Here is a 13,450-nt window from a genome sequence, read left to right as displayed (position 1 = left end):
TATTATTTACCCAGTCGCCAAATGTAACAAAAAGCGATGATTAGAGGCCAATATGTTTTTTATTTTATTGTTAGTGTTTGTACTTATTCCGGTTGTAGAGCTCAATGTGCTGATTGAAGTAGCCAGCTCAATTGGCTCATGGACTACGGTCGGCTTAGTATTATTTACAGCCGTTGTCGGTGTGTCATTAGTGCGCAGCCAAGGGTTAAGCACCCTAATGAGCGTGCAGCAAAAATTAGCCCGTGGTGAAGCTCCAGGGCAAGAAATTGTTGAAGGCATGATGTTAGCCGCCGCAGGGGTGTTATTACTTATCCCAGGTTTTGTGACTGACTTTATCGGCTTAATTTTATTAACGCCGTTTACGCGCGCTCCTATTGCAGCGTTTTTGTATAAACGTATGCAACTTCGCGTGGTGGCCAATGGTGGTTTTAAAGGCGGTTTTGGCCCAGGACAAAGCCCATTTGGTCAATCAGGTCCATTTGGTGGACAAAACCCACATGAGCAAAATGGCAATACTTTTGATGGTGATTTTGAGCGAAAAGACGAGCAACCACGCAGCCATCATATAGAGCAAAAACAATCTGACGACGATATTATCGATGTTGAACCGGTAGACCCTAAAGACGATAAAAAGTAACTGATCTAGTTAAATATTATTATCAATAACTCCACAAAAAACAGCCGACTATTACATAATTTAGTCGGCTGTTTTTGTTTGTAGTTGTTTATCTTGTTTCGCACCTAACCAGAATGCAGTCGCGATACTCAGCGCCCAGTTAGCAATAAACAACCAAGTGATGCCAGATAAATCGGTCGATTGTGTGTCGAGTGCGGCTTTAGATACCTCGGTGTAAATGGAGCTTAAATCGTTGCCAATATAGCCGGCTAAAATCTGTTCAGCAATCACTTGTGCACGACTAATAATGTGGTTCATTAGCACCATTACGCACAGCAAGCTAACACTAATAAACCCCCAGCCTAACCATTTTTTACCTAACCAAACCTGACCACTACCAGGGCATATAATGGCCGACAATAATGCGGCATAGAGGGAATTTTTCATAAATAATATGGCTGAATGTTATAAATAATAATGACTGATATTAACTCACTGACGCCAGTTAAAGGCAAGCACTAGGTATAAGGTTAATGCCGAATTAATCTACGAGGTTATTTGACGCAGATTTAGACGGCACTGAAGTGCGCAACAGTTCTTTACCGTTATCTGGCTGATTGTCATGGCTGTTATTATAACGTTGGCCATTATTAGACTGATTGGTTTTATCACCGTATGGCACACTGTGCTTAATGTGCTCGGGTTCGCTAATTTGAGTGGCCAAATAATAACAAGCAATGCCCATAAAAGTGTTAGTGATTGGCAATGCAAGCAAAATCCCTTTTACGCCACCAATATATGCCCCTAATGCCGCTAAAGGCAGCATGATCAACATTAATCGGCAAAGGTTAATGACTAGCGAGCTTAATGGTCTGTGATAAGCATTTAAGCTTGTGGCAACAACAATCACAATACCTAATGGGCCATAGGCTGCAGGCAATATCATCACATAAAAACTTAGCCAATCGATCACTAACGGGTCGTTGGTAAACAGTTGAGCAATGGCAGTGGCATTAAAATACAGCGGAATAAATAATAGGGTTTGAAACACAAATACAAACTGTAGCGACATCAATAAGGCTTTTTTTGCTCGCTCTGGCTGGTCTGCCCCTAAGTTTTGCGCAATAAACGGCATTAAGCTTGATGACAAAGCCATCACCACAATTAATAACACCGACTCTAAGCGGATCCCTGCTCCAAATGCAGCCACACCAGCATGATCAATGCGTGCCAGCATGGCCATAATAATGCCGTTAGCAATAGGGTTAATTACATTCATTAAGGCAGCTGGGCGAGCAATGTGCGCAAGGGCTTTCCAGTGCAAAATAAGCCGGCCAATATCAAAACTGGCAAACTCAACCAACTTGCGTTTGATAACAATTAAATATCCGGCCAACGACATAGCCACAACCCATGAGAGCGTAGTTGCAATCGCAGCCCCTTGTATTTCTAAGCGTGGAAATGGGCCTATGCCAAAAATAAGCAGCGGGTCGAGAATTAAATTAACCACTGCCGCAAGCATCATAATTTTTGCAGGGGAGCGAGTGTCGCCAGTGGCACGTAATCCTTGATTGCCTACCATCAACAACACCAGTGCGGGAGCGCCCAAATACCAGTACCACATATAGTCATTAATTAACGGTAAGCTGGCTTGGTTAGCACCGAGTAAGCTAAAAATAGGCTCAATAAACACACAACCGAGTATTGATAAACCCCAAATAATCAATAAGGTCATGCACAAGGCATCAAACAAGAACACCTTGGATTCTGGCGCATGGCCTGAGCCAATCAAACGCCCAAGGTTAGTCGACACCCCTGCACCAATACCAATACCAATACTTGAAATAACCAAGGTAACAGGGAAGGTAAAGCTCACCGCAGCTAATGCCTCAGTCCCCAACTGACTGATAAAAAAGATGTCTACCAGACTGCCACCCAGAATGGTCATTATTCCAATCAGGTTCGGTAAGGTCATATTAAATAATACACGACCAATAGGTGCACTGAGCAACCCGTGTCTGTCTTTCATCTATTCTCTAACGTCTGGGGTTTTAAAGGTGTCGAATTCTATCAGGATTAGTTCAGCTTTAATAAAACAGACTTAAAAAAAGTGTAGTTTTTTTTTAAATTCCCCTTGGATCTGTGATCAATCACCCCCATATCACATGCATCAAGGGGAAAACCCTTTTTTGTTAGTTAATAGCCTCGTTTTTTGGGCATCAAATCATTAGGAGAGTTCATAGATGAATATTCGTCCATTACATGACCGCGTTATCGTTAAACGTTTAGAAGTTGAATCAAAATCAGCAGGCGGCATCGTGCTTACAGGCAGCGCAGCTGAAAAATCAACTCGCGGTAAAATCCTTGCAGTAGGCAATGGTCGCATTTCAGAAAACGGCACAGTTACTCCACTTGACGTTAAAGTGGGTGACGTTGTGATCTTCAATGAAGGTTACGGCGTTAAAAAAGAAAAAATTGACGGTGAAGAAGTCTTGATCCTGTCAGAAGCTGACCTGATGGCTGTTGTAGGCTAAGCCTCACGCATCAATCGACTTTCCAATTAATCATTAAATTTAAAGGAACATCAAAAAATGGCAGCAAAAGAAGTCTTATTTGGTAATGACGCACGCGTAAAAATGCTTGCAGGCGTTAACATCCTAGCCAACGCAGTTAAAGTAACTTTAGGTCCTAAAGGTCGTAACGTTGTTTTAGACAAAAGCTTTGGTTCGCCACTTATCACCAAAGACGGTGTGTCAGTAGCCAAAGAAATCGAACTAACAGACAAGTTCGAAAACATGGGCGCACAAATGGTGAAAGAAGTTGCTTCTAAAGCCAATGATGCAGCGGGTGACGGTACAACTACTGCAACAGTATTAGCACAAGCTATTGTTGTTGAAGGCCTAAAAGCAGTAGCCGCTGGCATGAACCCAATGGATCTTAAGCGCGGTATCGACAAAGCGGTTATCGCTGCAGTTGCTGAACTTAAACTCCTTTCTCAAGATTGTGCTGACACTAAAGCCATTGCTCAAGTGGGCACAATTTCTGCTAACTCTGACGAATCAATCGGCGAAATCATTGCAACAGCAATGGAAAAGGTTGGTAAAGAAGGCGTTATCACCGTTGAAGAAGGCCAAGCGCTTGAAAACGAATTAGACGTTGTTGAAGGTATGCAGTTTGACCGTGGTTACCTATCACCATATTTCATCAACAAGCCAGAAACTGGCAGTGTTGAACTAGACAGCCCATTCATTTTGTTAGTAGACAAAAAAGTGTCTAACATCCGTGAATTATTGCCAATCCTTGAAGGTCTAGCTAAAACCGGTAAGCCATTGCTTATGGTTGCAGAAGACGTTGAAGGCGAAGCATTAGCAACGCTAGTGGTAAACAACATGCGTGGTATCGTTAAAGTGGCTGCTGTTAAAGCACCTGGCTTTGGCGACCGTCGTAAAGCAATGCTTCAAGACGTGGCAATTCTAACTGGCGGTACTGTTATCGCTGAAGAAATTGGCCTAGAACTTGAAAAAGCCACTCTAGAAGATTTAGGTACAGCTAAGCGCGTTATCATTACTAAAGATAACACCACCATCATTGATGGTAACGGCGACCAAGCACAAATTGCAGCACGTGTTTCTCAAATCAAACAACAAGTTGAAGAGTCAACATCTGACTACGACAAAGAAAAGCTACAAGAGCGTATGGCTAAACTAGCTGGCGGTGTTGCAGTAATCAAAGTTGGCGCAGCAACTGAAGTTGAAATGAAAGAGAAAAAAGCGCGCGTAGAAGATGCATTACATGCAACTCGCGCAGCGGTTGAAGAAGGTGTGGTAGCCGGTGGTGGTGTTGCTCTTGTTCGCGTAGCAAGCAAAATTAAAGACGTTGAAGTAATCAACGAAGACCAAAAGCACGGTGTGGTAATCGCATTACGTGCAATGGAAGCGCCTTTACGTCAAATCGCAACTAACGCTGGTCAAGAAGCATCAGTTGTCGCTAACACTGTTAAAAACGGCACCGGTAACTTCGGTTACAACGCTGGCAACGACACTTACGGTGACATGTTAGAAATGGGTATTTTAGACCCAACTAAAGTGACTCGTAGCGCACTACAGTTTGCAGCATCTATTGCAGGTCTTATGATCACAACAGAAGCGATGATTGCTGAAGTACCACAAGAGTCTGCGCCAGATATGGGTGGAATGGGTGGTATGGGCGGAATGGGCGGCATGATGTAATCTAACTGGTTAAAATGGGTTATAGCGGCGTTACTTTGCAGCTCGTGTAGAAAAACGCTACACGTCGCTACAAAAAGCCTTGCTCTAAGCCCATTTTTCCTGCGTTAGATGCATTGTATGCTGGTCGAAAGCCTAAAAGCTTAAAGCCAAACTTCTTGTAAAAAGAAAAGAGAAAGCCCCGATACTTAACAGTGTCGGGGCTTTTATTTATTGGTTATTTGGGTGATTTTACTCTGACCTAATTTATCTAAAAGTGATGACTGTTAATACCCACTTAGCGGTACTAAAATTTGTGGCTGGTACCAGCGAGAAACTAATGTTATCTTTAGCTCTATGCGGAAGCCTGTGACTTCGAAATCCAAGTTTTTGAGATACTTTAGTGTTATTGAAGTTATAGTGACTTTCTATAGTTGATGCAACGCTATCTCAGCTGATTTTTTTGTTATCCTTTAACTTAAAATTTCATGACGCGTAACAAATGCTAACTATCTGTTCACCATTTAGTAAAAGAATTTTTAAGGTTATTGTATGTCATCAATAGTGAGCACTTTTTCTGATCCATTAGGGCGATATTACACAAGAGAAAGGGTTAGTGAAGTTTTAGTTTCTTTTTTATCAATTAAAAACCCCAAGATAGTATTAGATTTAGGAAGTGGAGATGGCTCTCTGTCTAAAGCTGCGGCAAAGAAATGGGCAAAGGCTCAGTACATAACGGTCGATATCGAGTGCAACACATCGTTAGAATTAATGCCAACTTCAGGACACCAACTTAGTCACAAACACTTTTTTAAGGATGCACTAGAGCCATCATTGATCAGCGATATCGGCCTATATCCAGAAAATATTGATTTAGCAATTTGTAATCCTCCATTTATTAGGCCTCAATGGCAGAAAAAACATCATGACTTTTTGGTTAATGCAGGGTTACCAAAAGAAATTATAGGTATAAAAGAACTATCTGCAGAAGTAATATTTGTTGTTCAGAACTTGGCATCACTGAAGCCTAGAGGGCAGTTAGGTTTAATAATTCCTGATGGTTTTATTTCTGGAGAGAGAAATAGAAAGTTTAGAGAGTTCATTTTAAAGTCAAATGCTATCGAAAAAGTTGTCAAACTTCCAACAAATGCTTTTGTTGGTACTAATGCTCAAGCCCATATTATGATTATTACCAAGGGCGGAACTAATGGCTTTATAAGTCTTGAGGAGCTTGAGTCTTTAGGTAATACATCAAAGGAAATAGTAATACCAAAAAATGACGGAATTGAGTCATTAGATTATTCATATCATCAGGGTAGAAAAGGTAGAACGAAAAATTGTGTGACGTTGTCAGAATTAGGCTGCTCTGTTTCTAGAGGGGTAAGTAACTCAAAACAGTGTAGAGAGTCACATCAGAGGATATTTCATACCGTTGATTTTCATGATGATATGAAATTTGTAAATTTAGAGTTATTTTCAGGCGGTATAGGGTCTGAAAAATCTAGGCATGTTATTGCGAAAGAAGGCGATATTCTGATGGCTAGAGTAGGTAGAAATTTAACTAAAAAAATATGTATTGTGTCTAAAGGGGAAGCTCCCATATCTGATTGTATTTATCGATTAGTAATACCTTTTAAATGGCGTGACTTAGTGTATGAGTTTCTTGTTAGTGAGGTCGGCCAGGCGGCTATACAGTCACGAATTCATGGGACTGGAGCAAAGTATTTAACAATGGAACGGTTATTAAGTTTACCTGTTACAAATATTTGAATGGTGAAAATAGTGGATACGATAGAGCAGGACCTTCTCGAAGAAGCAATAGAACAGAGAGCTGATTTCATACCAAGCGGTGATTTGAAAGCTGAGACGGCTGACAATGATATTTTTAATAAAGTTATTGATAGTTTGATCAAAAGGCAAACTACGCTAATAGTGGGGCCAAGAGGCTGCGGGAAGACTCATATGATGCGTTATGCATCGATATTATGCCAAGAAAATGAGTCTAAACCTTTTGCTGTTTATGTGTCTTTTAATCGATATTATCGCCTAGAGCCGTTGCTCACATCTAAAATTGATGCAATAAATTTATTTCACTCTTGGGTTTTGGCTAGGATTGTCGTTTCCTCTTATGAAACAATAAAAGAAATAAATCATGAACTTACTGATGAGGATTTATTTGAGAGTTTGAACTATTTGGATGTAAATTCATTAGGTAATGTTATAAATCAATTGGAAAAGGGGATTTCCTTAACTGAAGAGGAGCAGCTTGAAGTTAGGAAATTATCAATTTCTAATGTCAAAAATATAATTGATAATTTAAGAGTGCTTAGTGGCCGAACGCGTACAGTATTACTACTTGATGATGCTGCGTTGACTTTAACCCCAGAGTATATGAAAGAGTTTTTCGATATATTCAGAACATTAAAATCACCTCATATATCTCCAAAGGCCTCTGTATATCCCGGGACTACTGAATATGGTGCTAGATTTCATCCTACCCAAGAAGGCGACTTTATTCCTGTTTGGATCTCGGTGGAGGAACCTTTATACAGTGAAATAATGGAAGATATAGCAAAAAAAAGAATTCATAATTTTAATGATGTTCCGATAGAAGTTAGAGAGTATTTAAAGTTTGCTGCATTTGGTATACCCAGAGCTTTTCTAGGGATGATGCAAGAGTTTTTAGCTGGTGACTTTAAAACGCAACAACAAGGTCTCAATAGAATAGTTCAACATCATATTGAAGCAAGAATTGAGGAGTTTCGGTCTATTAAATTGAAGTCTCCAAAGTTGAAAAAACTCTTGGAAACGGGAGAATCTGTTTTTGATACAATTTGTAAAGAAGTTAAAATTAATAATAGCAAAGCGATTGAAAGTGGACACAAACAGCTTCGAGTTGGAGTCTCTGATGCCCAAACTAATCCATATGTAGAACGTATGTTTAATCTCTTGATTGAAGCTGGTTTGTTGTTTGAGATTCCTGAAGTGGTCTCTCATGGTTCTCAGAGAGGGTACACCCGATATATTCCACATTTATCAGCATTGTTAAATAAAAAAGCCTTTATTTCAAAAGAGAAGACCGCTTCAGCAAAAACAACTATTGATATTATTAAGTCACCTTCGACTAAACATCCTCTACGGCGGTCGATTTCCACTTTGATGGCAAAAGATGAGCTAGAGTCATTGGCGTTTAATTTACCTCCTTGTGGCTCTTGTGGTATGGATAGGATTAATCAATCACAGAAATTTTGTCATAATTGCGGGTCAGAATTGATTGATATATCGACATTTGAGCAATGTATGGCATTACCTATACATACCGTTCCGGGATTAACGACTTGGCAAATGAATAAAATAAAGAAAGAAATTCCAAAGTTTAAAAACATTGGTGACTTTCTTTCTTCTCAAGACCCAAGCAAAGAGCTCAGACAGGCGAAGCGAATTGGCAAAGTCAGAGCTGAGAAAATAATTAAATTAGTAACAGGTTTTGTGGATGACTTTTTACAATGATAAATGAAATTAACACTCTAGATTTTTCGGAAATAGTAAAAGTTCAGGCCATTACGCAAACTATAGATACAGAGAATCTTTTTGATAGGGAATACAAAGAGCTAAATATATCTCCTATTGATCAATTTTTAACAAATGCAAATAAAATCAATTTGCTTTGGGTATCAAGTTCTGACGTTTCGAGAGAGATGGCTACTATAGCTTTTCTTGGTTATATGTCTGCCGTAGAGAGTTATGTTCGAGCTTTAGTGAGGGGGCTAGTTCAAGTAGATATACATTCTCAAAAATCAGTTTCGTTAAGGGAAATTACATTTGGAGCAGCATTACATCACACTAAACAGTTACTTCCAGAAGCTTTGATGGATGAGTTTTCTTTTACTCACAGCGATAACATAAAAAAAACATTTAGTGATCTTTTGGATTTAAAATTATCTCTTAATAACCAAGCTGAAACTGAATTTAACAAAATTTGTCAATTGAGGCATTGTTGTGTTCATCGGTTTGGTAAGTTAGGTGCAAAAAATGCTATGAAACTTGGCATTGATAAGCATAGCGCACTATTTGAAAAACCATTGAATTTGAATATGAATGATTTGGGGTTAGTTGCACAGAATTTACGTTCAATCGTTAAGCAAATTAATAATTCAGCCTATAAAGAAGTTCTAAATAGAACATTTCCAATACACAAAAATCAGGCTCAAAGAAAAGAATGGGAAAAAGCAGGAATTGTAAATATGTGGTCTAAAAATTACACTGATGATAAAGATTTATTTAGGGTTTACTATAATTTATTTTCAACTAAAGTCGACACTGTAAAGTCTGAGTCCGCACAATCAATGTATAAGAAGTTTATAGATTGCAGAGTCGAGGAAATCGCTCGTAAAAATGCAAAAAAATAATTCAATTAATCATAAATAAGTGGGGTCTAAATTTGACGAATTCCCACAAAAAGAACTGAATAAATAAAGAGATAAGTAAAAAAGAAAGGAACATTCATGGCATTTGGTGATCAAATTTATCGCCAAACAAAAATTACCATGAGTAAATGCCATGAATGCGAAACAAGTTTTATCAAAATGCCTATCGTTTGTCACCCCGTTAATGCACAAAACTCGCCGACAGAGTTTATTCTCTGCAATCGAAAGCGCAATGAATGGTGGCTCCCTATGAATCACGGGTCTTGGCCGTGATATTGAGAGTCAAGCCATGGAAAAACATAAGATTAAACGTGTGGATTGGCTTTGTAGCAATGGTCACTTACATCGTGATATCGAGTTCATATACACCCGTATGACCTATTTGCTAGTCGGAAAAATGAAGCAACCAATCATTCATATCGATTGGTCAGATCTTGATGACCGAAAGCAGCATTTTCTCATTCGAGCATCACTAGCAGCTCAAGGACGTTCACTGACACTTTATCATAAGTGGGGCCAGAATAAACTTTCCCCTGTTCAACAATGGGTGGCTTAGTTTTTGCTTCTTCTTCACGCTTCTTCCGCGCATTTACCAATGACAAATCAGGGTAACTTCCCAATACCAGCTTTGTGGGGTTTGTGTTCCTATTGCCTATTCGGTAACGGAAAAGCCAACTCACTTAATTATGTTGGGTCATAATTATGTTGGGTCAGAACAAACTTTCTGCCCCACGATATTGTTATGCTATTTCCACGACGAAATTCAGTTATTACTTACGGGTTATCTTATCCAAATACCCCATGGCGAAGGCCGATAACACAAAGGTGATGTGGATGAGCAAATACCACATGATTTTGTCGTTTTCGATGTTTTCGGCATTCATAAAGACTTTGAGCAAATGAATTGATGAAATAGCGACAATCGATGCGGCCACTTTATTTTTAAGTGAACCGGAATCCATCTTGCCTAGCCAGCTGAGTTTTTCACTGTTTTCACCGACATCAAGCTGTGACACGAAGTTTTCATAACCTGAAAACATCACCATAATCAGTAGGCCACCCACTAAGGTGATGTCGATGAGTGATAGGGTCACGAGCACTAAATCAACTTCAGCAATGGTGAAAATAATAGGAATGATGTGAAAGATCTCTTGAAAGAATTTTATGCCTAAGGCGAGTAAGACTAGGCTTAATCCTAAATAAATCGGTGCCATGATCCAGCGTGATGCATACATCAATTTTTCAAATATTTGTTCCATAAAAATAGTAACCCTTCAAATAAATACGCTAAAAATCAATCGAGCCATTGCTGTAAAATAATGTGATAGTGAACTTTAACTGTGCTGACATATTATGGCAAGCTAGATAAGATGTCATTTCTGCACTTTATATGATGCATAATGTATTGCATCAACCCATAAGATGCCGATTGAGTGGCAGAATAAACCTTATTATTACCTAAAGCACCTACTGGTTTATTATTGTTAATTTTTAATCTCAGTCTCAGGTTGATTTATTACACTGTTTTGATTGAGTATGGATTTTAACATTTAACACAGAGACTGATCATTATGGATAAAGTGAATTCAAATACGAAGCGAAAAATGCCCTGGATTGCAATTGGTATCATTGTATCTATAGCGTTGTTGTTTGGCCTACTCGTAACGCAGATGCCCAAGGGCTTTACGTCAGAGCTTGAGCAGATAGGCACAGGTAAACCTGCTGTTGTGTTTGTCTACGATCCTAACCTCGTGTCGAGTATCACCCAAACTGAGCAAATGAATGAAGCGCGCGATCATCTTGGTGATAATGTGTTCTTTTTACTTGCCAGAACGGCAACGCCAGAGGGCGAGGCGTTTATTGCTAAGCATAATGCCGGCTCTACTGAAGTCTTTCTGTTTGATTCTAAAGGTGTACTCATTACAAGAAAGCCCGCGGTGTTAGATGCTAATGAACTGATGCGTTTGGTGCGGTAGGTGTTTTATTAAGTTCGACACAGTCACCTTAACTAAACAAGAAGCCTGCTGATAATTAGCAGGCTTTTGGTTTTTTATAAGGTTAAATTATTGCTTTAACTCAAGCTGATAAAAACTTGCTTGGGTGTAATCGCCAGCTTCCATGCCACGCCATTGGCAATCTGAGCTGCTTTTATTCGTGTTGCATTGGTTATAAACGCCTGCTTTGTAATACATCCAATCATTTTTATAGCCTAGATCGACCTTGTTGTCTTGGTAATTCCCCTGGGCTAGGTTGACGTCGAAGGTCTTGACTATTGGTTTGTCGCTGTTTGGATTTTTGGTAAATGTCAGCTTCATATTGTCGCCTTCAACATTCACTTCATAAGCAAATATTTCGCCTAATTTAATGCCATCTTTTGGATCGCTAGCCCCTTTGCGCAGGTTGTATTTGCCAAATACATTGTGACGAATATCTTGACGTAGTTTTTTACCATTACTGTCTAGTGCATCTTGTAGTTTGGGCTCAGGGTTTAGCTCGTAGCTCCAAGCTAAAGAACCATATTCATGCTCCGGCAGTTTACGATAAACAATTTTAAGCGGTTCGTTGTCAGAGCCATGAATTTGGCCTATGACAACAGCAAATGCGCCATTCTTTTTGTCATTACCACTACTGCTGACTTGGTCCACAGATAAGGTAGCTTTTAATTGCCCGCCAATAGCGCCATATTCACTGGCATTGGGGTGCGATGCCACGACGAAATTGTTTTTAGGCTCATCGTATTTATCGGCCAGCATGGCGCGTAATTCGCTACGGGTATTTTTGCTATTTGGGGTTGTTGGTGCTTCATTAGGGGCAATAAACACTAATGCACCGGTATTTTTATCGGTATAAAACCACTGCGGATGAGAGTAAGGCGTTTGAGTATCGCTGAGTTGTTGCTTGTCTATTTCTAACGCTTTACCTGCTTTTTCAGTCGACAGTTCCGGTAAGGTGATTTTCCATTTTGATAGATCGAAGTTTTGTGACGGAGCATGTGTTGGGTCAAGATTGAATTGCTTGGCGGTATCAAGTTCAATCGAAGCTGCGGCAGAGCCGGCAATCATACTGGCGGTTAACAAACTCAGGTGGATCTTTCTCATTGAATTGTCCCTCAGGATTATGACTAAATAGGTTGTCAGAATACTACAATAATATTGTATTACAAATATGTGATCGAGATAGGTATTCTGACCATGAGTGAATAAAATCAACGTTAATCACATTCAATAATTAGCATGTTGTGCACGCTATTACCTAAGCAAACACTTTATATAACCTTTCTCTACAGCATTGAGCTTATATGTTTTTACTGAGTGGGTAGATATTAATGATGTCTCAAATAGACTAATTGATATATGATGCGCCACCCTAAATTTAGCCTGTTTTTGATTTCATTTTATGTCTACTAATGCTCTTTATACCGACTTGTCTGGTTATTACGATTTAATGTGCTGCGATATTAATTATCAACAACAAAGCAATAGCGTGGCTCGTTTGCATCAGATTTTGGGCAACGAGGGTAAACAACATTTAGATTTAGCGTGTGGCACTGGGCCGCATGTTAGGCATTTTATTGATTTAGGTTTTCAAAGCAGTGGCCTTGATATTAATCAGCCTATGCTCGATATTGCTATGCGTCGTTGCCCTGAAGCGCAGTTTAGTTTGCAAAATATGACTGAGTTTTATGTTGAAGAGAAACTGGATTTAATTACCTGTTTTTTGTACTCCATCCATTATTCACAAGGCATCGAGGCGCTTAAGGCGTGTATTGCAAGCGTACATAAGGCCTTAAATTCTGGTGGCTTATTTTGTTTTAATTCGGTTGATAAACACCAGATTAATAATAATGCTTTAGTGCGCCATAGTGCTGATTTTGAAGGTAGTCAGTTTGTGTTTGAGTCGGCTTGGCATTACAGCGGTGCAGGTGAGATGCAGGCTCTCAATTTGAGCATTGCCAAAACCCAGCTTGACGCCACACAACTATGGCAAGACTCTCATGCTATGGTCGCGACGAGTTTTACTGAACTACAAGCATTGTTAAGCCCTTATTTTGACGTGCAAATATTTGAACATGATTACGACAGAATCATCCCGTGGGATTCAGCCTCAGGCAATGCCTTGTTTGTGTGTACAAAACGCGAAGTTTAAAGGTTAAGGCTTGAGTGGTCGTTTGGGTTGTTTATTTAAATTAAGCCAGCCATTTA

The 13,450-nt window shown here is 39.5% G+C and carries 13 protein-coding genes and 1 pseudogene; 9 read left to right on the top strand and 5 right to left on the bottom strand.

The annotated features are described in order from the left end of the window. Window positions 1–52: 52 nt before the first annotated feature. Window positions 53–637, top strand: a complete 585-nt coding sequence (locus IEY40_RS11720) for an FxsA family protein (protein WP_188956348.1) — start codon at window positions 53–55, stop codon at window positions 635–637. 60 nt (window positions 638–697) lie between these two features. On the opposite strand, the gene IEY40_RS11715 is transcribed toward IEY40_RS11720, so the two are convergent. Further along, on the bottom strand, window positions 698–1,063 hold the full coding sequence (locus IEY40_RS11715) for a hypothetical protein (protein WP_188956347.1): 366 nt from the start codon (window positions 1,061–1,063) through the stop codon (window positions 698–700). 94 nt (window positions 1,064–1,157) lie between these two features. Continuing rightward, window positions 1,158–2,645 (bottom strand): MATE family efflux transporter, encoded by a 1,488-nt coding sequence (locus IEY40_RS11710; protein WP_229777085.1) that lies wholly within the window; start codon window positions 2,643–2,645, stop codon window positions 1,158–1,160. A gap of 214 nt (window positions 2,646–2,859) precedes the next feature. Between IEY40_RS11710 and IEY40_RS11705 the strand changes: the two genes are divergently transcribed. The 6 genes and pseudogenes from IEY40_RS11705 to IEY40_RS11680 all read left to right on the top strand — a co-directional run. After that, window positions 2,860–3,150: a co-chaperone GroES gene (locus IEY40_RS11705; RefSeq protein ID WP_011639076.1), complete on the top strand. Its 291-nt coding sequence runs from the start codon at window positions 2,860–2,862 to the stop codon at window positions 3,148–3,150. A 57-nt stretch (window positions 3,151–3,207) separates the two neighbouring features. Next, the gene (groL, locus tag IEY40_RS11700) at window positions 3,208–4,845 is read left to right on the top strand and encodes a chaperonin GroEL (protein ID WP_188956344.1); all 1,638 of its coding nucleotides are present in this window, start codon (window positions 3,208–3,210) and stop codon (window positions 4,843–4,845) included. Window positions 4,846–5,373: 528 nt separating this feature from the next. Next, a complete protein-coding gene (locus IEY40_RS11695) occupies window positions 5,374–6,591 on the top strand; it encodes an N-6 DNA methylase (protein WP_188956342.1) in 1,218 nt (405 codons plus the stop codon). A 12-nt stretch (window positions 6,592–6,603) separates the two neighbouring features. Further along, window positions 6,604–8,331: an ORC-CDC6 family AAA ATPase gene (locus IEY40_RS11690; protein ID WP_188956340.1), complete on the top strand. Its 1,728-nt coding sequence runs from the start codon at window positions 6,604–6,606 to the stop codon at window positions 8,329–8,331. Next, complete coding sequence (locus IEY40_RS11685; RefSeq protein ID WP_188956338.1) at window positions 8,328–9,230, top strand: hypothetical protein; 903 nt, start codon at window positions 8,328–8,330, stop codon at window positions 9,228–9,230. The genes IEY40_RS11690 and IEY40_RS11685 overlap by 4 nt, the downstream gene beginning before the upstream one ends. 151 nt (window positions 9,231–9,381) lie before the next feature. Further along, a pseudogene (locus IEY40_RS11680) lies at window positions 9,382–9,759 on the top strand (IS4 family transposase); the annotation flags it as partial. Here IEY40_RS11680 and IEY40_RS20300 read toward each other — a convergent pair. Next, window positions 9,707–9,928, bottom strand: a complete 222-nt coding sequence (locus IEY40_RS20300; RefSeq protein WP_368855373.1) for an Arm DNA-binding domain-containing protein — start codon at window positions 9,926–9,928, stop codon at window positions 9,707–9,709. The pseudogene IEY40_RS11680 and the gene IEY40_RS20300 overlap by 53 nt on opposite strands. A 90-nt stretch (window positions 9,929–10,018) precedes the next feature. Continuing rightward, a complete protein-coding gene (locus tag IEY40_RS11675; protein ID WP_188956336.1) occupies window positions 10,019–10,507 on the bottom strand; it encodes a TIGR00645 family protein in 489 nt (162 codons plus the stop codon). 345 nt (window positions 10,508–10,852) lie between these two features. Between IEY40_RS11675 and IEY40_RS11670 the strand changes: the two genes are divergently transcribed. Continuing rightward, complete coding sequence (locus IEY40_RS11670) at window positions 10,853–11,224, top strand: hypothetical protein (protein WP_229777084.1); 372 nt, start codon at window positions 10,853–10,855, stop codon at window positions 11,222–11,224. Window positions 11,225–11,311: 87 nt separating this feature from the next. On the opposite strand, the gene IEY40_RS11665 is transcribed toward IEY40_RS11670, so the two are convergent. After that, window positions 11,312–12,346: a polysaccharide lyase family 7 protein gene (locus IEY40_RS11665; RefSeq protein ID WP_188956332.1), complete on the bottom strand. Its 1,035-nt coding sequence runs from the start codon at window positions 12,344–12,346 to the stop codon at window positions 11,312–11,314. Between the two features lie 298 nt (window positions 12,347–12,644). Here IEY40_RS11665 and IEY40_RS11660 point away from each other — a divergent pair, with 298 nt between their 5' ends. Continuing rightward, complete coding sequence (locus tag IEY40_RS11660) at window positions 12,645–13,394, top strand: class I SAM-dependent DNA methyltransferase (protein WP_188956330.1); 750 nt, start codon at window positions 12,645–12,647, stop codon at window positions 13,392–13,394. Window positions 13,395–13,450: the final 56 nt, after the last annotated feature.

It is taken from the genome of Shewanella ulleungensis (assembly GCF_014648315.1).
In the GTDB taxonomy this organism is placed as follows: Bacteria; Pseudomonadota; Gammaproteobacteria; order Enterobacterales; family Shewanellaceae; genus Shewanella; species Shewanella ulleungensis.
The sequence above is the reverse complement of the archived record's forward strand: the minus strand, read 5'-3'. Positions and strand labels throughout refer to the sequence as shown.